The organism is Streptosporangium sp. NPDC023615 (genome assembly GCF_040640155.1).
In the GTDB taxonomy this organism is placed as follows: Bacteria; Actinomycetota; Actinomycetes; order Streptosporangiales; family Streptosporangiaceae; genus Streptosporangium.
Map to the genome: position 1 here is coordinate 1 of NZ_JBFABE010000081.1, position 20,168 is coordinate 20,168.

The 20,168-nt window shown below is 65.2% G+C and carries 19 protein-coding genes and 3 pseudogenes; 7 read left to right on the forward strand and 15 right to left on the reverse strand.

Going from position 1 to position 20,168, the window contains the following annotated elements:
• Positions 1–51 precede the first annotated feature (51 nt).
• The 7 genes and pseudogenes from AB0G16_RS34260 to AB0G16_RS34290 form a co-directional block, all read right to left on the reverse strand.
• Positions 52–489: a S26 family signal peptidase gene (locus AB0G16_RS34260; protein WP_362814467.1), complete on the reverse strand. Its 438-nt coding sequence runs from the start codon at positions 487–489 to the stop codon at positions 52–54.
• A gap of 26 nt (positions 490–515) precedes the next feature.
• Positions 516–2,351 carry an ABC transporter ATP-binding protein gene (locus AB0G16_RS34265; RefSeq protein WP_362814469.1) on the reverse strand — a complete coding sequence of 612 codons (1,836 nt, stop codon included), beginning with the start codon at positions 2,349–2,351 and terminating at the stop codon, positions 516–518.
• Positions 2,323–2,874 (reverse strand): hypothetical protein, encoded by a 552-nt coding sequence (locus tag AB0G16_RS34270; protein WP_362814471.1) that lies wholly within the window; start codon positions 2,872–2,874, stop codon positions 2,323–2,325. Before AB0G16_RS34270 ends, AB0G16_RS34265 begins: the two co-directional genes overlap by 29 nt.
• A 26-nt stretch (positions 2,875–2,900) precedes the next feature.
• Positions 2,901–3,422 carry a MauE/DoxX family redox-associated membrane protein gene (locus tag AB0G16_RS34275; RefSeq protein ID WP_362814473.1) on the reverse strand — a complete coding sequence of 174 codons (522 nt, stop codon included), beginning with the start codon at positions 3,420–3,422 and terminating at the stop codon, positions 2,901–2,903.
• Between the two features lie 659 nt (positions 3,423–4,081).
• A complete protein-coding gene (locus AB0G16_RS34280; protein ID WP_362814475.1) occupies positions 4,082–5,497 on the reverse strand; it encodes a hypothetical protein in 1,416 nt (471 codons plus the stop codon).
• On the reverse strand, positions 5,494–6,351 hold the full coding sequence (locus AB0G16_RS34285) for an ATP-binding cassette domain-containing protein (protein ID WP_362814477.1): 858 nt from the start codon (positions 6,349–6,351) through the stop codon (positions 5,494–5,496). Before AB0G16_RS34285 ends, AB0G16_RS34280 begins: the two co-directional genes overlap by 4 nt.
• A 745-nt stretch (positions 6,352–7,096) precedes the next feature.
• Positions 7,097–7,405 (reverse strand): annotated as a pseudogene (locus tag AB0G16_RS34290) (integrase core domain-containing protein); the annotation flags it as partial.
• A 67-nt stretch (positions 7,406–7,472) separates the two neighbouring features.
• On the opposite strand from AB0G16_RS34290, the pseudogene AB0G16_RS34295 reads away from it, so the two are divergent.
• Positions 7,473–7,781: pseudogene (locus tag AB0G16_RS34295) on the forward strand (integrase core domain-containing protein); the annotation flags it as partial.
• Between the two features lie 4 nt (positions 7,782–7,785).
• Here the strand turns inward: AB0G16_RS34295 and AB0G16_RS34300 are convergent.
• The gene (locus AB0G16_RS34300) at positions 7,786–8,133 is read right to left on the reverse strand and encodes a hypothetical protein (RefSeq protein ID WP_362814479.1); all 348 of its coding nucleotides are present in this window, start codon (positions 8,131–8,133) and stop codon (positions 7,786–7,788) included.
• Positions 8,134–8,450: 317 nt separating this feature from the next.
• Here AB0G16_RS34300 and AB0G16_RS34305 point away from each other — a divergent pair, with 317 nt between their 5' ends.
• A complete protein-coding gene (locus tag AB0G16_RS34305; RefSeq protein WP_362814481.1) occupies positions 8,451–9,161 on the forward strand; it encodes a helix-turn-helix domain-containing protein in 711 nt (236 codons plus the stop codon).
• Here the strand turns inward: AB0G16_RS34305 and AB0G16_RS34310 are convergent.
• Positions 9,143–9,718 (reverse strand): dihydrofolate reductase family protein, encoded by a 576-nt coding sequence (locus AB0G16_RS34310; protein WP_362814483.1) that lies wholly within the window; start codon positions 9,716–9,718, stop codon positions 9,143–9,145. The genes AB0G16_RS34305 and AB0G16_RS34310 overlap by 19 nt on opposite strands.
• Before the next feature lie 101 nt (positions 9,719–9,819).
• Positions 9,820–10,698 (reverse strand): helix-turn-helix domain-containing protein, encoded by an 879-nt coding sequence (locus AB0G16_RS34315; protein ID WP_362814485.1) that lies wholly within the window; start codon positions 10,696–10,698, stop codon positions 9,820–9,822.
• On the opposite strand from AB0G16_RS34315, the gene AB0G16_RS34320 reads away from it, so the two are divergent.
• On the forward strand, positions 10,697–11,239 hold the full coding sequence (locus AB0G16_RS34320) for a TIGR03086 family metal-binding protein (RefSeq protein WP_362814487.1): 543 nt from the start codon (positions 10,697–10,699) through the stop codon (positions 11,237–11,239). The genes AB0G16_RS34315 and AB0G16_RS34320 overlap by 2 nt on opposite strands.
• A 58-nt stretch (positions 11,240–11,297) precedes the next feature.
• On the opposite strand, the gene AB0G16_RS34325 is transcribed toward AB0G16_RS34320, so the two are convergent.
• From AB0G16_RS34325 to AB0G16_RS34345, 5 genes and pseudogenes are all read right to left on the reverse strand, one after another.
• Positions 11,298–12,572, reverse strand: coding sequence for a cytochrome P450 (locus AB0G16_RS34325; RefSeq protein ID WP_362814489.1), 1,275 nt, complete (start codon positions 12,570–12,572; stop codon positions 11,298–11,300).
• Positions 12,569–12,775, reverse strand: coding sequence for a ferredoxin (locus AB0G16_RS34330; RefSeq protein WP_362814491.1), 207 nt, complete (start codon positions 12,773–12,775; stop codon positions 12,569–12,571). The genes AB0G16_RS34325 and AB0G16_RS34330 overlap by 4 nt, the downstream gene beginning before the upstream one ends.
• Positions 12,772–13,548 carry a TetR family transcriptional regulator gene (locus AB0G16_RS34335; RefSeq protein ID WP_362814493.1) on the reverse strand — a complete coding sequence of 259 codons (777 nt, stop codon included), beginning with the start codon at positions 13,546–13,548 and terminating at the stop codon, positions 12,772–12,774. The genes AB0G16_RS34330 and AB0G16_RS34335 overlap by 4 nt, the downstream gene beginning before the upstream one ends.
• Positions 13,549–13,921: 373 nt before the next feature.
• A complete protein-coding gene (locus tag AB0G16_RS34340; RefSeq protein ID WP_362814495.1) occupies positions 13,922–14,161 on the reverse strand; it encodes a hypothetical protein in 240 nt (79 codons plus the stop codon).
• Positions 14,162–14,387: 226 nt separating this feature from the next.
• Positions 14,388–14,666: pseudogene (locus AB0G16_RS34345) on the reverse strand (transposase family protein); the annotation flags it as partial.
• Positions 14,667–14,887: 221 nt separating this feature from the next.
• Between AB0G16_RS34345 and AB0G16_RS34350 the strand changes: the two are divergent.
• The 4 genes from AB0G16_RS34350 to AB0G16_RS34365 are packed head-to-tail and all read left to right on the forward strand — an operon-like array spanning position 14,888 to position 20,152.
• Entirely contained in the window at positions 14,888–15,574 is a 687-nt protein-coding gene (locus AB0G16_RS34350; protein ID WP_362814497.1) for a TetR/AcrR family transcriptional regulator, read from the forward strand.
• A gap of 26 nt (positions 15,575–15,600) precedes the next feature.
• Positions 15,601–18,192 carry an ABC transporter ATP-binding protein/permease gene (locus tag AB0G16_RS34355; RefSeq protein ID WP_362814499.1) on the forward strand — a complete coding sequence of 864 codons (2,592 nt, stop codon included), beginning with the start codon at positions 15,601–15,603 and terminating at the stop codon, positions 18,190–18,192.
• Positions 18,189–19,937 (forward strand): ABC transporter ATP-binding protein, encoded by a 1,749-nt coding sequence (locus AB0G16_RS34360; RefSeq protein WP_362814501.1) that lies wholly within the window; start codon positions 18,189–18,191, stop codon positions 19,935–19,937. Before AB0G16_RS34355 ends, AB0G16_RS34360 begins: the two co-directional genes overlap by 4 nt.
• Positions 19,934–20,152 carry a hypothetical protein gene (locus AB0G16_RS34365; protein WP_362814503.1) on the forward strand — a complete coding sequence of 73 codons (219 nt, stop codon included), beginning with the start codon at positions 19,934–19,936 and terminating at the stop codon, positions 20,150–20,152. Before AB0G16_RS34360 ends, AB0G16_RS34365 begins: the two co-directional genes overlap by 4 nt.
• The last annotated feature ends 16 nt before the right edge of the window (positions 20,153–20,168 follow it).

Here is a 20,168-nt window from a genome sequence, read left to right on the forward strand (position 1 = left end):
GCTTGAGTCTGCCGTCACCAGCCGACACACCGCTCATTTTGAAACGAGCTGTTAGGAGCTTACACCTGATCGCTTTGCGCGAAACCGGCACATAACTCGACCGTGGATTTCATAGAGAGGATAAAAGCCGAATTGACGAGAGTCAGAACTGACTTCTGCGTTATCGCCGAAGACGATCACCGACCCGGCAGGTACGACCGACTCTTCGAGTTTAACCTTCAGCGGTGGGATATCATCGCCGGGCAAGGCCACCACACGTTTCAGCAACCACACCGGAACAACAATGTGTTGATCCCCGAAAGCCGCGGTTTCCTGGGTAGGTAGAGAGATGGCGCTATGGAACACCACCACGTCGCCCGTCCGAATACGGTGCGGAGGCGTCCGGTGTACCAGAAGTTCCTCTCCATGTCTAAAGGATGGCATCATGCTTTCCCCAACGACCCTCACCAGCGTGAAGTGACGGCGTAACCAGAGAAGCACGCCGATCATGATCACCAAACCGGCCGACACAGCAATTAGCACTGGTTTCCCGTGCTTTCTGCATAGCCGCGTGCTTGCATGCCAAACAGACGTGCATACAGGCCGGTTTTGGCGATTAATTCCTCGTGAGAACCGGATTCTACGATGCGCCCCCCATCGAGCACAATAAGCCTATCGGCATCGCGAAGGGCCCCTAAGCGATGAGAGATCATCAGACAGCTCCGCCCGAAACGGTGCTTTTTGAGTGCCTGATGGATCTCGTACTCTGCCTCTGCATCTAGACCGGAGCTCGGCTCATCAAGGATAAGTAGATCGCGGTCGTCTCGTAGATATGCGCGAGCGAGCGCCAACCGTTGCCACTGCCCCCCTGACAAAGTTACGCCTAGTCCGTCGTCCCTCTGGTCACCCTGAAAGAAGATTCGAGAGAGCATTGTATTATAGCCATGGGGAAGCTTTGAAATAAAATCAATCGCGCCAGCCTTACGGGAAGCCTTTTCAATGTCATCTTGCAGACATTCAAGATCACCTAAGCCTATATTGTCAGCAGCCGATAGGTCATAGCACATAAAGTCCTGGAAGACAGCGCCAATACACTTTCGCAATTCAGCTGGGTCCACATCTCGTATATCTACTCCATCCCAGAAGATCGCCCCCTGGTCTGGGTCGTACATCCGTAACATCAACTTCACTAGTGTAGACTTTCCAGCTCCATTTTTTCCGACAACTCCAAGAGAAGATCCAAAATTAATTCGGAAGCTGACACCACGTAGGACCCACGGTTGATCGGGAGTGTAGCGGAACCAAACGTTACGAAACTCGATACCTTGACACAGAGCGGGCACAGCCACAGGATCAGGCAGAAGAGGAAGATCTTGTGGAGCTCCGACCACATCGAGGTAATGCCTGAACAGCAGTAGTTGCGAATGGCACTTTGCTGCCTCCCGCACTAGCGCGATCGCCGCCGATTGCAGAGCCGCCAGAGCCGCGACCACGAGTGACACATCGCCAATACTTATCTGCCCATTCAATGCCGCGTTCACGCTCCATAGGAGTGCGCCGCCGCCGATAATGCCGGTTAATGCACCGATTAACGACTGAAGAAAAAGTTCCCGGCGATCAAGCCGTTCCCGTTGCGCATTGCTCTGACGCCGCTCGCTCAGCATTTTTGCACGAAAGTGCGCCCCCAAGCCAAAGAGCCTAACCTCTTTCGCGGCCTGACTATCAGAAAGCAGCTCCTGATAGAAAATCTCACGTCGCTCGGTGGGACCGAGACGCCAGGCCACGGCAGCTTTACGACGTGCATGACGAACTTCGGCTACCAACGACGGGGCCGCAGCAAGGAGCACCAAGAGCGGCAACCAGGGAGCCAGTAGGATCAGCAGGCCAAGAAACCCGAAGCCGCTGAGGGCTGTACGTGCCATCGACAGCAAACCGACCGCAAGGAGACCTGGGGTAGCCCCGCCATGTTGCTGCGCCAGCCTGAGCCGATCGGCGAAGACCGGATCCTCGAACCGCGCTAGTCCAATGAATCCTTCTGTCGCAGTGAACAACCGGTCCTGTGCCGCCAGCCCGACGCGCCGCTCAATCTCCTGCTGAATGTACTGGACCCCATACGGCAGGACACCAGCGATTAGACCTGCCGCTGCCAATCCGACCGCCGTCCAAACTACAAAGGTACCGGGACGACCGATCTGCAGGGAATCTAGGATGACCTTAGTCAGCCACGCTACTGCGAGTGGTAACAGTCCACCTGCGAGGGCTGATACCACCAAGGCCAAAAGCAACCGGCGGCCAGCCTGCCAGGCCAATGCGAGAGACTCTTTTGCACCTAACATTCTTCTCTTAATGGGTGGAGGTGAATCGTTGGACATGTTCCACCCCTGTCCCCGCCACAAGGATCACTCCAATATCGGCATTTAGAACCCCGATTGCGGGATATCCTTGAATACCGAGAGCGGCAGACATGGTCCCGGACCGCTCTTCTAAGATCACTTGCGCCACTGGTTCGAGCTGTGCAGATTCCTTTTCGAGTCTAGAAGAATCGCCGAGGAGCACTGTCATCACCTGATCGCGTCCGCCAGGAAATTCCTTGGCGTACTGGACGAACTCGGGCAGCGCTTTCTCGCACATGGGGCATCCCTCCGCAAAAGCTCCCACGAGCATATGCCCCTTCAGGTCCGACCGACAGATGGCGACGCCTTTCGTGGTCACGGCCTCGAAAAAGCCTATGCGGCCATTCGCTGGCTGCATGGTGTCGAGCCGTGGAACTCCGGCGAGGCTGGAAAGCTGCTCTGCATGCTCTCGCAGCCGGCGAATGACTCCCGCAGTAAGCACAAGATTAAATACGCAGAGCAATATGGATGCTACAGCTAAGGCTAGCGTCAACGCGATCATCTTCCTAAGCTCCATTCAGAAGCTAGTTAATTTTTAAGAAGGAAGGAAATGTCGTCAGACAGTACGATTACAGTAGCGCCTATAAAAGCAGCAATAAAAGCTGCGCCGACACCTCCCGCCTCGTATGAGATAGATGAGGTCTGCGAAAGCAGGCTCAGCACTGCTCCACAGCAACTCACGACTATTAAGATGATGTTCCGAGCGATATGCGCGACTCCGATCGGTTCCGTTGACTTTCCAAAGCAGTGACACGACTCCTCGTCTCCACGAAGCCGCGCCTTCACCAATGAGAAGGTGAATGTCACGAAAAGCAGAGCGGCTGCGATGAATCCATATGATAAGGTCACCTGGGCTACCAAAAGAAATATGATCAGGATCTCTGCGGCAATGACGGCCAGCGCTGTCACACGAGTGGGCAGGGTGGGCGCTAGTCTTTGCGTGGCGGCCACGAAGCCACGATATGCTACTTTGCCTCTAATTTTTCCTAACACCGAAGCGGCGAAAGTTAGAGCGATTAGAAATCGACAACTCAGCAGAACGTAGTGCACGGTACCCTCTCTCCCTCGGTGTTACCTGCGGAGAATGTCGCGGTTACCGAATGCCAAGAGGACACAAGGCATCGGGAGGGCCGCGAGCCACCCAATATGCACATTTGTCCATTCCGGATCGTTAATCCACGGCCATGGCCACAGGGATCCAGTCAGGAACAACGTGCCTGCTCCTAAAAGCATGAAGATCGTCGCACCGATCACACCAGCGCTGCGGTCCGAACTCCGCCGTACTACCAAAGATGCACACATAAGTGCCGTAAGAATGCAAACAGCGGCTTCCAATATGAGGTCAGTCAGGGGAAGTGCTGTCCCGTCGGAGAAGATCGCCCAGATGGGCAGTAGGACGACAAGCCATCCAGTGCCTGCGACGACGAGAGCCAGCACGGTCCTTGTCCATTGCCGCACCCAGCGCGGAACCGGGGTCGCAGCGATGGTTTGCGTCATTCGGTCCACCAGGGCGAACCCTGCGGCGGCGCCAAGGAGAACAGCTGAGATCCGCAGAGAAATCGTCACATTCATGATGCGACTCTCTGGTGCAGGATCCGAGGCGATAACCGCTACTGCGGAAAGGCCCAAGGAAACCGCCGCTGCGACTGCCAGTGGGATCCAGTCCACGGCCGAGACCAGTGGCCGTACTAATACCACGACCACCCGCATCAACGACATGGTTGCTCCCTTGGCCGCTCGCTCGGAACCTCTGACCTAAGGCCCAGCAACGGCAGGGCCTCGGCAATACTCGTCTTGGGGGAAGCCAAGCGGTCCCAGTTGGCCCAGATCCGGCGTTCGGCCATGGGCATGGCCAACAGGCGACGCGCGTAGTGAAGCTCTTCGTCCCCGAAGTCTATGATTCCTAGGTCGGAAGCCTGGTAAACAACCGTGTTCGGGCCCTCGTCAAAGGGGCTTTGCTGAAATCTCGCCGGCGGCTCTCCAGCCCTCATGGCGAGCCAGATCGCGATGATCGACCTTGCTTGCCCACGCAGGTCACAATTGTGAACGGCGAGATAGCCACCAGGCAACCCGATCGCAGCTGCTGCCATCCTCGAAGCCAAAGAGCGCCGGTCGGCGGCCTCACCACCGTTCCTGCCCCATTGGAGCGTCACCATAATCGTGCTCTTCAGGTTGGTCCCGGTCAGGCTCTCCTCGCCGGGCAACTGGATTACGCGTGGCAAATGCGCGCGTAGCTTAGGAGGAACGCCCTGCACGACCGGATCGACTGCCCCCTGCCAAATGGAAATCCATCGTGTGAAGAGTGGATAAGCGCAGTATTCGACGGTGCCGAGTCGCTGACAGACGTAAGTGGTTGAGGCTTTGACCGTCTCACGTTCATTCGCCTCCGGCTGGCTTACGGTGGACCAGCCCGTCAGGCCGACGGCCACGGCGGCGACGCCGGCGATACCTGTACGGGCTGGTTGTATTCCGTGGCGCATCAGTGCGAGCGCCGCCACCAGAATTACTAACGCGGTCACATAGCCGAGATGCCAACCGGAGGGTCTGCTGATATCGCCCGGGGCACTCGCGATGGGCACGACAGGCATCAGCCAATTACGCCCGAACTGAAATATCGCCCATACCAAAGCAACAATGAGGACAGGGGCTATGATTAGCGTTGGCGCCCATCGGGTCAGCGCCACGCCGAGAGCCGCCATCAACGCGGCCACCATGACACCAGTGAGGACCTCATACGCATCGAAGCGCCCTGCCGGTGTACCCCCAAGGAGACTGACGAAGTGGAGCACAGAGACCAATGCGACTACGAGTCCAGCTGCGATCGGCCCGGCAACGACCACCGCCACAGTACGGACCGGCTGGCCGGTTGGTAGCGCCGAGAACAACTCCGCCGTCTGTGGGCGGCTGTCGCGCATGGTGACCATCGACGTGACAACCACCGCTGCCGCTCCCACAAGCAGGGCCGCCGTCGCCGTCTGCACAGTCTCGAGATGCCAGGCAGGTTCGAAACTCCATGTGGCGACGGTGCGCCAAGCGAGCATGACACCCGCCGACGCCCAAAGGATCGGGTTACGCAACATGAGCTTGAGCTCGAACAGGGCGAGCTGTTGAGCGACCCGGCTCATATGATTTTCTCCGCCCTCGCGTTCAGCAGAACGAGATAGCCGTCTTCGACTGTGGGCTCGGCAGGTTCGGCGTCGAGCGGAGGAGCACCGACCACCCTGTATCGACCGTCAGCCGCGCGCCAACCGGCTTGCCCCTCAGCCGAAGGGTAGGCCGAAAGCCAAACCTGGCCTGTGGCTTGATTGGCGATCTGATGAGGTGGTCCATCGAAGAGAAACGTGCCGGCCTGCATCACCAACACCCGTTGACATAGCGCCGCGACATCCTCGGTCTGGTGTGTGGACAACAAGACGATTCGGTTCTCGCCCAGCCGGGAGAGCAGTCCGCGGAAGCGCATCCGCTGCTCCGGGTCGAGGCCCACCATTGGCTCATCAAGGATGAGAAACTGCGGATTTCCGATCAGCGCGATCGCGATGCCAAGGCGCTGTTTCATCCCTCCTGACAGCCTGCGAACCTTGCTCTTCCGTTCAGTGAGAAGATCTACCTCTTCCAGAACTCGTTCGACCTCACGCCGACGTTGGCGCCGATCGGTGATCTCATTGAGTATGGCGACGTAGTCGACCAGCGAGGAAACGCTGAACTGCGGGTACAGGCCGAGCTCCTGCGGTAGGTAGCCGATTGTGCGTCGAGCCTGTAGCCGCTGCTCGCGGTCAGAAAGGTCCAGACCCAAGACATGGACTCGCCCAGCATCGGGCATGAGGGTCGATGCCAGACATCGCATCAGGGTGGATTTACCCGCCCCGTTCGGTCCGAGCAGACCGGTCACTCCAGGTAATAGCTCTAGATTGAGCCCGTCAAAGACCTGACGCGGTCCGTACCTCTTGCTCACGCCACGCACTTCGACAGAGAGCCTCATGTCCCCTGCTTCGCCTAGGAATCTACGCTTGCGGTGTTTTGGATTAGTTTAATCCAACGGGGTGGTTCGCGTTCCGTATCCGAACGCGAACCACCCACTCTTGGATCAGGCAGCGCAGCTCCCGCACTCCGCTGACACCGACTCAATCCGTCCGCTAGGACAGCGGTAGTAGTAGACCCGCTTGTCGAACCATAGCGGGCACCCGCTGTTGGTGCACTGCGAGTTCTGGTAAACCGCTCCACTGCAGAGCGCCTGCACGTTCCGCCGAGGAACAAGAACGCCCAGCAGGCGCTCACCCAGCGCGGCGACCATACCGACCATACCGACCATTTTGACACCTCCTCCCTCATATGTCTGCATAGATGACAAACATTTGGTTTGTCAGACAAACAGGCTAGTTTGAAAGTGCATCTGCTCGGCATGCATTTGGCATGTTGCAGAGATCTCACGGTCGTGTACGCAACGTAAGGAGGAGCCGATAGAACGGCGATGCGCGCCGCTGATACCGCACTTGCATTCACGCTCCTATAACGAATCGCTCGGGCCCTAAAATCAGGTGGCCACGGTAGCCAGCATGCGGCGCTTCGTACCCTCGATCCCAATGCCGTTTAGGTGGGGGTTTGTGCTGGTAGCGTCCGCCGGGTGGCGGAGTAGATCAAGGGTGCTGGGTCGGGTCGGCTGACGGATTTGGTCGGCCTGGGGGCGTTGACGTCGCTGGTGAAGCGATCCGGGTTCGGTGGAGGCTCTACGGGCTGACTCCAGCCGCTGGTTCGGGCTGGTGTTGAGCGTAGTAAACGGCTTCGTGTTCGACGGGCGGGATATCGCCGATGGCGGTGTGGATGCGCTGCTGATTGAACCAGTCGACCCACTCGGCGGTGGCCAACTCCACGTCGGCCAAACCGCGCCAGGGCCCGCGTGGTGTGATCAACTCGGTCTTGTACAAGCCGATTTGGGACTCCATCAGGGCGTTGTCCAGGGCATCTCCCACAGTCCCGATGGAGGCGTCGATACCCGCTTCGAGCAGGTGTGCGCTGAAGGCGAACGAAGTGTACTGCTTGGGTTCAAGGGGTCATCGCAACACTGCTGCTCAGCAGTGTTGCGATGACCCCTTGAACCCAGACAAATATCTGTCGATTCGCTATACCGAGCGTCTGGCCGAAGCCGGTGCGGTCAGCTCGGTGGGAAGTCGCGGCGATTCGTATGACAACGCCGTAGCCGAGTCCTTCAACGGCATCTTCAAGACTGAGTTGATCCGCCGGCACGGCCCCTGGACCGGGCTCGACACGGTGGAGCTGGCGACGCTGGAATACCTCGACTGGTACAACCACCGTCGCCTCCACACCGCATGCGATCACCGCCCACCGGCAGAGTTCGAAGCGATCTACTACCGTCACAACCACAACCTCGTCACGACAGCAAAAACCCAGTAGGAAGCTATCCATCAAACCCGGACGGGTTCACCTCCGGCCTGTCGCCCAGCACGGACATGACACGCGCGGCGTCGGCCTCCGGCTCCACCCGGCGCAGCTCACTCCGGTCGAGCCAGCTCGCCACCTGTTCGCTTCCCGCCAGGCAGGCCGCTCCGGCCAGACGGTAGAGGGGGGCCGGCTCGCGTACCCGCTGCTCGGCCTCGAACCCGGAACGCCGGCGTTCGCCCAGGTGAGCGGGCAGGGACCGGGCGACAGCACGCTTGTCGTCGCCGCCGAGACCGTTCAGGTACGTGACGAGACTCGCGACCGAACCTGCCTCGATGTGGTCGAGCAACTCCCGGGTGACGTTCATTCACGTGCCTTGCGCGACATGGTGTCGATCATGGACCGAAGCCTATTGATCCGCACCGACAACCAGGCATCGACGGTTACATCGGTGGTGAGCCGGATCGTGAGGTGTTCCCCCGTCGCCGGCTGGGGTCGAGGGTCGTGTCACCAGGTGCACGCGATCGCGTCAGCCCACGTCGGCGGCCTGGCCCAACCGGACAGAGCAGGCATACCGATCATTCTTCATGAAGAAGAATCCTCTTCCGAGTGGCCGCTGCGGGTGCGGCACAAGGCCGGGGCTGCTCGATCAGGTGTGCGACGAACTACGCCTATCCTTCTCCCGTGACACTGAAGTTCGAGAATCGCGCGTCCGACTCGCCCTGGGTCGACACCGTGTGGACCTGTACGAGCGAGCGGGTCACGGAGATGACCTCGGTCGCGACGGTGTGCTGGGGGCTGGTGTTCTGGGAGGTCGAGGGCACGGCGTACGCGGCCATCTCCGGCCCCGAGAGCAGGGCCGGCACCGCGCCGGTGCCGGAGGGCGCGACGTTCTTCGGCATCGAGTTCGCGGTGGGCACCTGGCCCCGGGTCGTGCCCGCACCGGCCCTGGTCGACCGTGGTGTCGGGCTCCCCGACGCCACGCGCAGGACCTTCCGGCTGGACGGCATCCGCTGGGAGACGCCCGGCCCCGACGACGCCGAGGCCCTGGTCGACCGCCTTGTGCGGGCCGGAGCCGTGCTCCGTGACCCGCTCGTCGCCGAGGTCCGCCGGGGCGGGCGTCCGGTGGTCTCGGGACGCACCGTCGAACGCCGGTTCCGCGCGGCGACCGGGCTCACCCGGGGCGCCGTACGGCAGATCGAACGCGCCCGCGGGGCCTCGGCGCTGCTGGCGGCCGGTACCCCGGTCACCGATGTCGTCTCCAAGGCCGAGTACTTCGACGAGCCGCACCTGGCCCGTGCGCTGCGCCGCTACGTCGGTCGCACGGTGCGGCAACTCCGCGAGGGCGCCGGCGGCGCGATCGCTCTGGATCTGGATCAGCCGACGACGTCGTAGATCATCTTGACGACACCGTTCGGGTAGGCCTCGGACGTCCGCAGGCTCAGCGCCTGCTTGTCCCTGTCCGCCCTGCTGAACAGGCTCTTCCCGGCGCCGAGCAGCACCGGGAAGACGAGCAGGTTGTACCGGTCGATCAGGCCCGCGTCCGACAGGCGCCGGGCGAGCTCCGCACTCCCGTGGATGAAGATCGCACCCCCCTCGCCCTTCTTGAGCTCGGCGACGTCCTCGGTCGAGCGCAGGATCGTCGTCGGCCCCCACCCCTCGGCGAGGGCGTCGTCGGGCAGCGTGGACGAGACCACGTACTTGGGCAGCTCCCTGTAGGCGGCGTGGTCCTCCGAGTCGCGCCAGAACGGTGCGAACGCCTCGTAGCTGCGGCGGCCGAACATCAGCGCCGTCGTGTCCTCGAGCTCCTCACCCTTGAGTGAGAACGCCTCGGGCAGGAACTCGATGTCCTTGGCCACCCAGCCACCGCTGCGGTGGCCTTCGCTCGGCCCGCCCGGCGAGTCCACGACGCCGTCGAGCGAAACGAACGCGGTATACACGAGATCACGCATGTGCTGTTCTCCTCATTACCCGGCGACGAGGCCGCCGGACGGATCGGCAAGCGAGCGGTGGTGCCACGCCGACGTATCGCGGCGGAGTGCCCGCGCCCATGTTAGGAGGTGTCGTCGCGGCCGTCTTGTACGGAAACGACGGCCGGGGAGGGACGGGACGCGCTCCTGAGGCGGGCGTAGGCGGCGGGTGGCATGTCGACGGCGGCGGTGAAGTCGCGGGTGAGGTGGGCCTGGTCGGTGTAGCCGAGTTCGGCGGCCAGTGTGGCGAGGTCGAGGCCCCGGTGGACGCGTTCGGCGGCCTCGTGCAGGCGGAAGCGGCGGATCACCCATTTGGGGCCGACGCCGACATGGTCGCGGAACAGCCGCTGCAACGAGCGCACCGATCGTCCCGATCGGTGGGCCAGTCGGTCGACCCTGGTGATGGAGGTGTCGTTCTCGGCCATCGTGACGAGTGCCGCGACCTCCTCGGTCAGCGGGTCCGGTTCGGGCTCCAGGCGCAGCAGGAAGGTCTCGACGAGCGCGACGGCGGCGACGGGGTCGGGCTCGGCCAGGACCCGCTCGACCAGGGTCGCGCCCGCCGTGCCGTACATCTCGCCGATCTCCACGAAACGGCCGGTCAGCTCGCAGACCGGGCCGCGCAGGAACGGCCGGAAACCGCCGGGGCGGAAGCGCGTGCCCAGGACGCGGCCGTCGCCCCGCATCGTGTAGGAGAACCCGCCCCTGATCACGCCCGCGACCCGGTGGAAGTCCGGGGCGATGGTCATGTTCACCGTGGGATGCGAGACGATGCGCTGCTCGTACGGCTCGGCGAGGCCGGCCCAGGTGACGACCCAGAAGTGGTCGACGTACGCCGAGAGCTCGGGCGACGGCGCCTGACGGGCGAAGTCGAAGGCGTCGAGCCCCGCGTACGGGTCGACCCAGCCGCGCTGTCGCGTTTCTACAAGCCGCGCCTCGGACGGGCGAGGCACCATGGCCGCCATGGAAGACATGATGCCGTTGATGACGCGCGCCACCGAACGCACCTCGCACGTGGTGCGCGCGGTGGGGCCGGAGTGGTTCGGGGCGCCGACGCCGTGCGAGAAGTTCGACGTCAAGGGCCTGATCAACCACCTGGAGTGGGTGGCGGAGCTGTTCGAGTCGCTGGGGCGCGGGGGGCCGCGCGTCGAGCAGGGACCGTACGCGGGCGACTTCCCCGAGCGGGCCGGGCGCATGCTCGCCGTCTGGTCGCGGAGCGAGGCGTGGGAGGGCACCAGCCCCGCCATGGGCATGCCGATGACCACGCTGGCCCACATGTACCTCGTCGACATGGTGGTGCACGGCTGGGACCTGGCCAAAGCCACCGGCCTGCGGTACGAGCCGGAGCCCGAGGCCGTCTCCCGCGCCCTGGACTTCAGCGGGCGGATGGTGGAGATGGGCAGGCGGCGCGGCGCCTTCGGCCCGCCGGTGGCGGTGCCGGACGACGCCCCGGAGTTCGACCGCCTGCTCGGCGTCATCGGCCGGGACCCGGCCTGGACACCGTGACCCGCTCCGGCCCGTCCGGTTCCCCGCGCGGGGGAGGGAACCGGTCCCGGGGCGCGGGTCAGCCGATGCGGAGCGGGAGCGTGCGCGGCCCGCGGACCTGGCCCGTCGCCCAGGTCACCGCGGCCGGGTCGTCGAGGCCGAAGGCCGGGAACCGCTCCAGCCAGACCTCCAGGGCGACCTGCAGTTCCATGCGGGCCAGGTGCGAGCCCACGCAGCGGTGGATGCCCAGGCCGAACGCGGCGTGCCGGTTGACCTCGCGGTCGATGACGACCTCGTCGGCCCGGTCGAACTGGGCCTTGTCGCGGTTGGCCGCCGGGAACGACAGCAGGACCCAGTCGTCGGCCTTCATGTCGACGCCGCGCCAGTGCATGTCCTCCTTGACCAGCCGCGCCATCGTGACCGGCGCGTAGGCCCGGAGGAACTCCTCCATCGCGGTCGGAAGCAGGGCGGGCTCGGCGACCAGGCGCTCGCGGTCGGCCGGGGTCCTGGCCAGGTGCCACAGCGAGGCGCCGATCGCGCTCCACGTCGTGTCGATGCCGGCGATGAGCAGCAGCGCCATCGTGCCCGCCACGTGGAACGGCTCCAGCTTGCGGCCGTACAGCTCGGCGTTGACGAGGTAGGTCGTGAGGTCGTCCCGCGGGTTGCCGACGTGGTCGCGGATCTGCTCCAGCAGGTAGCCGAACAGCTTCTCCATCCGGGGGATGCGCTCCTCGGGCGGCAGGTTGACGCCCTCCAGCGCGTTCTCGACGAACTCGCGGAACCGCGGCCCGTCCTCGGGCGGGAAGCCCAGCATGTCGGCGATGACGCGCGTCGGGATGTGCTGGGCGTAGTCACGGGCGGCGTCGATGACGTCCTGCCCCTGCAGGGCGTCGATGAGCTCGTGGCAGAACGCGCGCGTCGCCGGCTCCTGCTTGGCGACCACCGACTTGGTGAACATCGGCAGCAGCAGCTTGCGCGCGTCGTGGTGGAAGGGCGGGTCGGAGGAGATCGGTGGCGTGCCGCCCACCGGAGCCACCTCGCGGGGCGGCCGGAAGTTGCTCACGATGATCGACCGGGAGGAGAAGCGCTCGGTGTCGTAGGCGATGGCCGCGACGTCGTCGTAGCGGGTCGGCAGCCACGCGCCGCCGAACCGGTCGGTGTGCGCGATCGGGCACCGCCGGCGCAGGTCGTCCTGGATCGGGTACGGGTCGGCCGCCCACTCCGGCTCGGTGTGGGAGAAGTCGGTCGCCCAGTCGGAGACCGGCCCGGTGACGACCTCGTTGCGCACGCCGTCGGGGCGTCCTCGCATCCTTTCCTCGAACCCCTGCTGGTCGAAGCGGTCATCGACGCTCATGTCGCGGCCTCCTGGAGGATCTCGATCGTTCGTTCCGGGCAGTTCGCCACGGCCAGGCGCGCCGCCTGCTCCTGGTCCGGCGGTACGACGCCGTCGCCGGCGACCCGCCCGTAGCCCTCGTCGTCCTCGTCGAACAGGCCGGGGGCGAGGTCGTAACAACGACCGTGTCCCTGGCATCGCCCGGGATCGATCCTTACCTTCACTGCGGCGCTCCCCTCTGTGCTGTGGTGCCGGCAGGGGCCGAGGTCCGTGCTCTCGCGGGGCCGGCAGGGGCCGGAGTTCGTGTCGCCGTACCGTCACCGGGGCCCGGGGCGCGTTCCGCCGTACCGTCGGCGGGGGCCGGGGGCCGTCCCGTGCCGCCGCCGGGGGCCGGGGGCCGTTCCGTGCTCTCGGCGGGGGACAGGGCGGCGACGACACGGGCGAGCAGCGCGGCCCACTCCCCGTCGTCGACCGGGTGCAGGTCGGGGGTGACGAGCGCGCTGCCCATGGCGAGCAGCAGGCAGAAGTGCGACAGCGCGTCCGGCGACAGCGCGCCGTCCAGCTCGCCGTCGTCCTGGGCGGTACGGACGAGCCCGGCGAGCCGGTCGGCGCGTTCGCCGACGTAGTCGCGCATCGGCCGGGCGACGTCCTCGTCGCGGCGCGCCGCCACGAGCGCCTCGACGATGAGGTAGCCGTGGGCGTCGCGCCGGCGCGGCAGCCCGCGGCCGATGACGGTCAGCAGCTCCGTGATCGGCCGGTCCGGGTCGGCGGCGAACAACCGGGCCAGCAGCTGCGGCCCGTGCGCGCGCAGCGCGGCCACCAGCAGCTCGGCCTTCGACCCGAAGTGGGCGTACAGGGCGCCGTTGCTCACCCCCGCGGCCGCGGCGATGTCGGCCACGCGCGTGCCGTCGTAGCCGCGCCGGGCGAAGGCCTCGGCCGCCGCCCGCAGCAGCCGCTCCCGGGTCTCGGCGGCGGTGACACCCGCGATGCGCCCCATGGGCCAATTAAAAGAACGTTCATTTGATATGTCAATGATTCGTGTGAGATACGACGGTTGTCTGGCGCCGTCGAACTTGAGAGTTCGGCGCGGATCTTGAGAGTCGACTTGAGAGTGAGGAGTCGAAGACGAGAGTCGGGTTCCTCCCTCGCCGCCTGATTGAGGCGCGGTGGCCTGTAGTCACGTTCTCTTGTGCGGTCTGCTGGTCGGACAGGAGTCCCGCGATGACAGTGACGATCTCGGGCAGGTGGTCGCGGCGGCCGTGGTGACGGGCCAGGGCTCGCCAGTTCTTCAAGTGAGCGATGCCGTGCTCGACCGGTCGTCGGCGAGCGGCATGGGCGTGACGAGCTGCGTCGTGATGGGCCATCAACCACTACACGTCATCAAGGTATTTGCCGCGGCGTTTGCGCGGTGGAGTCACGACCTGGCCTCGGGTCTGGTTGCTCAGGCCTTGATGGTCGGCATCGGCCAAGTTCTCCACGTTCCAGGCATCGGACAGCAGCTCCAGCAGTCCTGATTGCCGTGCCTGGGTGATGTCGGCGACCGATCCGGGACGGACCTGACCGCAGTAGAGCACCGCGCCGTGGGCGTCGGTGAGCACCATCGCCTTCATCGCGTTGATCCGGCTCTTGCCCGAGACGAGACGAGACGAGCACGGTCCACGGTGCCGGGCGGCGAACACGGATCCCGGTCGCGTCCAAGAGGGCCGTCTGGTCGTTGTCGCCCAGGTAGGTGATCACCTCGGCCGAGGTGGTGAGCCTCCGGCCGGGAGCGATTCGGCATCCGCGCTGGGCAAGCAGTGGGCGGATCTGACCGATGGCGCGGGTAACGGTGGAGCGATCAACCCCGAACCAGCAGCCCAGCACATCGTGGGTGACGCCATGGCGCAGGTGGACCAGCGTGGCAAGGAGCCGGTCAACGAAGACCAGCTTGTGGCGGGCGCCCGCGCCGACCCGGCGTTGACGGGGTCTGGCCGACAGCTCGGCCTGCCGTTGGGCCTCCCATAGCGGCCCGATCTCGGCCGCCGACTCCGTCAGCACATCTACCGGCAACCCGGTGACACGCCTGTTGTTCACCATGATCGAACGCCTGACAATTCTCGCCACACGTGCAGGCATGCTCCCAGACTCTTCCCAGGACGATCATCGCCCCACATCAGATGTCCGGGGAAGTGGGGACAGATCATATCGACACGCCACCGTATCGACGCGGAGATTCGACGGCCCTCCACCTCCGCCTTCATGGGAGAGAAGGACGAGAAGTCGGGGTTGTCCTTAGGGCACATCAAGGTTAGGTTACCCTTAGTTAGTGGGGGCAACTTAGAGATCGGAGGGTGCGTGTGGCGCGAATCGGCGGGCGTTCGCGCCAGATCGGAACGGCGGACATCGTTCGTGCTGGGCGCGAGGTGGGGCTGCGGGAGCTGAGCCTGAACGCGGTGGCGGCGCGTCTGGGGGTGTCGTCCACGGCGCTGTACCGGCACGTCGATGGGCGGTGGGGTTTGGAGCGGCTGGTGGGCGAGAGCATTCTGGCGGAGCTGAAGATTCTGGACGACTCGGCGCACGGCCCCGTGCGGCACCTACTCTCGTCCGGGCTGCAGTTGCGGGGCTTCATCCTGCAGCATCCCGGTCTCGCCGTGTACGTGCAGACCTTGTTCCCCAGGGGCGAGGGGGGCCGACAGCTGCTCGCGGCAGAAGCCGCGGCGATGCAGCGACGCGGTTACGAGGCGGATGTGGCGATCGTGCTGTGCTCCGCGGTCGCGTCGATCGCGATCGGATTCGCCGCTGCCGAGGAGGCTCAGCGAGCGCGGGCAGACGGACTCGACGAGCAGCGCCGGGATGCCTTGGGAGAGATTCTCTCGGACTCACGCCTGGGCCGGGGGCATCGCACCCTGCCCGACGTCGACGCCGACGAGTACGTGCGGATGTGGCTGGGCGCTGCGATCCGCGGATTCGTGGAGGCGGCGCCTCCGGGGCGTCCGATCGACGAGATCAGATCGGCGTTGCGCGCCGCCGGGGAAGGAATGTGATGGCGAGGCGAGGGTTCATCGGAGCGATGACGCGCGCCTACGGAGCACGCGACCATCAAGCGACAGTCACTGGAACGGAGTTGCTGGCGCCGAGTTTCCTCCGCGTGCGGATGACCTCGCCCACGCTGTTGCAGGATGCGGTGGTGGCGCCGACGGCGTATCTGCGGTTCTGGTTCCCTGACGCGGGCGGGGCGGGATTCGAGCATCAGCGCGGATACACCCTCTCAGAAGTGGACGAGACGACCGGAGCGTTCGCGGTCGACTTCGTTCTGCACGAGCCGGCAGGGCCTGCCTCCGCCTGGGCGCGACAGGTCGAGGCCGGGACGGAGATTCAGGTGACCTCGCTGGGCTCCACACGCTTTGACCTCCCGGAGGTGCTGCCGGCCGGTTACCTGCTGATCGGTGACTCCGCGTCGATCCCGGCCATCAACGCCATCCTGGGCACGCTACCCGCCGACGTCCCGGTGGAGCTGTACCTGGAAAAGCACCAGGAAGCGGACCGGATGATCCCGCTCGTCGCGCACCCCCGGACGCGCCTGCACTGGGTGCCCCGGCGGGGTGAGGCATCGCTGGCTGCGGCGATCGAGGCACGGGACTGGTCGGACTGGTACGCGTGGATGGCTACCGAATCCGGCTCGCTCAAGCACCTGCGCGTGCGGCTGCGCGACGAGTTCGGATTCCCCAAATCCGAGATCCACGCACAGGCGTACTGGCACTACGGTCGCGCCTTCGGCGCCAACCGTTCGAAAGCAGTGCCGGAACCCGTGCCCGCAGAGGCCGAGGAGACCGAAGCACACACCCTGGAACTGAGGTCCGCTGCGGCCACCACGCCGGCCGAACCGGCTCGGCGCGGCACCTGGCGAGCGCAGGCCGGAGGGCGGCTCATCGCACCGCTGCGCCCGACGATGATCGTCGCAGGTATCGCCCAGGTGCTCGTGACGCTCGTGCAGTTGGCGCCGTTCGTGCTGCTGGTCGAGCTGTCTAGGCTCCTGTTCGCCGGCGCTGAGTCGTCCCGACTCTGGTCGGTGGGGATCTGGGCGGTGGCCCTGATGGGCGTCGGAGTGCTGCTGGCCTCCGGGTTGCTGCTGTGGCTGCACTGGGTCGACGCCCGCTTTGCCCGGGACCTGCGGCAGCGGCTGCTCGGCAAGCTCGCCCGTCTGCCGTTGGGGTGGTTCGACGCGCGCGGGTCCGGGCAGACCAAGCACCTCGTGCAGGACGACACCCTCGCGCTCCACTACCTCGTCACCCACGCCGTCCCCGACGCCGTGGCCGCGGTCGTCGCCCCGGTTGCGGTGCTGGTCTACCTGTTCGTCGTCGATTGGCGAATTGCGCTGCTGCTTCTTCTTCCCGTCCTCGTCTACATCGTGGGCATGATGATCATGATGGTGCAGTCCGGGCCGAGGACCGGTGAGGCGATGCGTTGGGCGGAGCGGATGAACGTCGAGGCCGGCGCTTACCTCGAGGGGCAGCCGGTGATCCGGGTGTTCGGCGGAGCGTCCGCCTCCACCTTCCGCGGTCGCCTCGCGGAGTACGTCGACTTCCTGAACTCCTGGCAGCGCCCCCTCTCCGGGCAGAAGGTGCTCATCGATCTGGTGACCCGACCTGCGACGTTCTTGCTCCTCATCTGCGTATTCGGCACGCTACTCGTCACTACCGGGAGCACGGACCCGATCGCTCTGCTGCCATTCCTGCTGCTGGGTACGACGTTCGGCGCCCGACTGCTGGGCATCGGGTACGGGCTGTCAGGACTGCGCTCCGGACTGCTCGCCGCGCGCCGCATCCAGGTGGCCCTCGACGAGGGCGAGCTCGAGACCGCGGTACCCGGCGGACCTGTGCCGGCCGCTCCCGCCGGGCAGGTCGAGTTCGACCGCGCCGGTTTCTCCTATCGTCCCGGCGTGCCCGTCCTGGAGGACATCACACTCACCCTCGAGCCAGGCACCGTGACGGCGCTCGTCGGCCCCTCCGGCTCCGGCAAATCGACGCTCGCAGCGTTGCTGGCCAGGTTCCATGACGTCGAGAGCGGCGCGATCCGGATCGGCGGGCGAGACGTGCGGGAACTCACCGCAGACGACCTCTACACCCGGGTCGGGTTCGTGTTCCAACAGACTCAGCTCGTGCAAGGCACCGTGCGGGAGAACATCGCCCTCGCGGTCCTCGACGCGAGCGATGAGCAGATCGAGGCTGCGGCCCACGCTGCACAGATCCACGACCGGATTCAGCGCATGCCCGACGGGTACAACACTCCCCTCGGGCCCGACGCTGCACTGTCCGGAGGGGAACGGCAGCGGCTCACCATCGCCCGCGCCATCCTCGCCGACACTCCGGTGCTCGTCCTCGACGAGGCCACAGCCTTTGCCGACCCGGAATCGGAGTACCTCGTGCAGCGAGCGCTCAACCAGCTCACCGCGGGCCGCACCGTGCTCGTCATCGCACACCGCCTGCACACCATCACCGGGGTCGACCGCATCGTCGTGCTCGACCACGGTCGGATCGCGGAGACCGGCACTCATCCTGAGCTGCTCGCCCGGGACGGACGCTACCGGCAGCTGTGGGATGCAGGAGATGTCGCAGAGGATTCCGCGACGATCGATACCAGCGAGACGGAGGTGACCCGATGATCCGCGCACTGCTCACTCTTCTTCCTACCGGGAGCCGCAGCAGGATCGCCGGCTACCTCACTCTCACCATCCTCGGCGTCCTTCTGCGGGCTGCGGGCGCGGTCCTGCTGGTCCCCTTGGTCGCATCGCTCTTCAGCGGAGTCCCGGCGTCAGCGTGGCCGTGGGTGGGCACTCTCGCTGTGACGACGGTAGCGGGATGGGTTGTCGATGCGGCCGCGGCCAAGCGCGGCTTTGACCTCGGCTTCGGGCTGCTCGACACGGGTCAGAACATCGTGGCCGGTCGCATCACCGACATCCGCCTGGCCTGGTTCACCGCCAGGAACACGGCCGTCACCCGGCAGGCCGTCGCTGCCACCGGACCAGATCTCGTTGGTCTGATCATCTATTTGGTCACCCCTATGATCGGCGCGGTCCTGCTCCCGATCGCGATCGCCGTAGCGCTGCTGCCGATCTCATGGCCGCTGGGACTGGTTGCCCTGGGCGGTGTGCCGGTGCTGTTCGGCGCGTTCTGGGCCGCCGGGCGGCTCGGACGTCGTGCCGACCAAGCCGTCGCAGACACGAACAGTGTGCTGACGGAGCGGATCGTGGAGTTCGCGCGCACACAGCAGGCGCTGCGCGCGGCGCGCCGCGTCGAACCCGGGCGCAGCCACGTGGGTGCGGCCCTCGATGCGCAGCATGGCGCCACGATACGGCTGCTGCTCCTACAGATCCCCGGACAGTTGATCTTCGGTCTCGCCAGCCAGCTGGCGCTGCTCCTGCTCGCAGGGACGACCGTCATGCTCACGACTACCGGCCAGCTGACCGTGCCCGAGGCGATCGCGCTCATCGTCGTCATCGTCCGCTACCTCGAACCGTTCACCGTCCTCGCCGAGCTCTCACCGGGCGTCAAGACAACGACCGGGGCGCTGCGCCGCATCCGCCAGGTGCTGGAGGCTCCCACTGACCCGGCCGGTATCGGGCGCACCGCACCGGCTGGTGCGCCGCGGATCGAGTTGCGGGGAATCGGCTTCCGATACGGCTCCGATGATGAACAGGCGGTGCTCGACGGTTTCGACCTCCTCCTCCAACCGGGAACGACGACCGCGATCGTCGGTCCCTCAGGATCCGGTAAGAGTACCGTCCTGGCTCTCCTCGCCGGGTTGCACCAGCCCACCGCCGGCAGCATCCACATCGACGGCCTCGACGTTGCGACATTGGACGCCGAGTCCCGGCGCGATCTCGTCAGCGTCGTCTTCCAGCATCCTTACCTGTTCGACGGCAGCATCCGCGAGAACGTTCTCGTCGGCCATCCCACGGCCGACGACGATGTCCTGGATCGTGTGGCGAGTCTGGCACGGGTGGACACCCTCGTCGCTCGCCTGTCCGACGGTTGGGCGAGCCGCGTCGGTGAAGCGGGCACCACGCTCTCCGGTGGGGAACGCCAGCGCGTGTCCATCGCCCGCGCGCTGCTCAAACCCGCCCCCGTACTCCTGGTCGACGAGGCCACCAGCGCCCTGGACACCGAGAACGAAACAGCCATCACCGCCGCCCTCATCGACGACCCGACTCCACGCACCCGGGTCATCGTCGCCCACCGGCTGAGCAGCATCCGGACCGCCGACCGCGTGGTCTTCCTCGAAGACGGTCGCATCGTCGAAGAAGGCTCGATCCAGGATCTCCTCGCAGCGGGTGGACGATTCGCCGCATTCTGGCGACAGCAAGACGCCGCGAGCGGGTGGCGACTCGGTGACGCGCAGAGCGCATGAACGACAACGGCGAAGTCAGCCGGCTGACGGTCGCACCGGGTGCGCCTACGCTGCCCCGTCCGCAGACCGGTGTCGCGGCAGGCGTCGTCTTCCTGATGTACCTCGGCCTCGAATACCTGGAGATCTTCCACAACCGGCAACGACGACACAGTGCCCTGGGGACGCTCACCCCCGTCGAGTACGAAATGCTCTACCCGAACGTCCAGTCGGCATGAGAGTCAACCAAGCCGA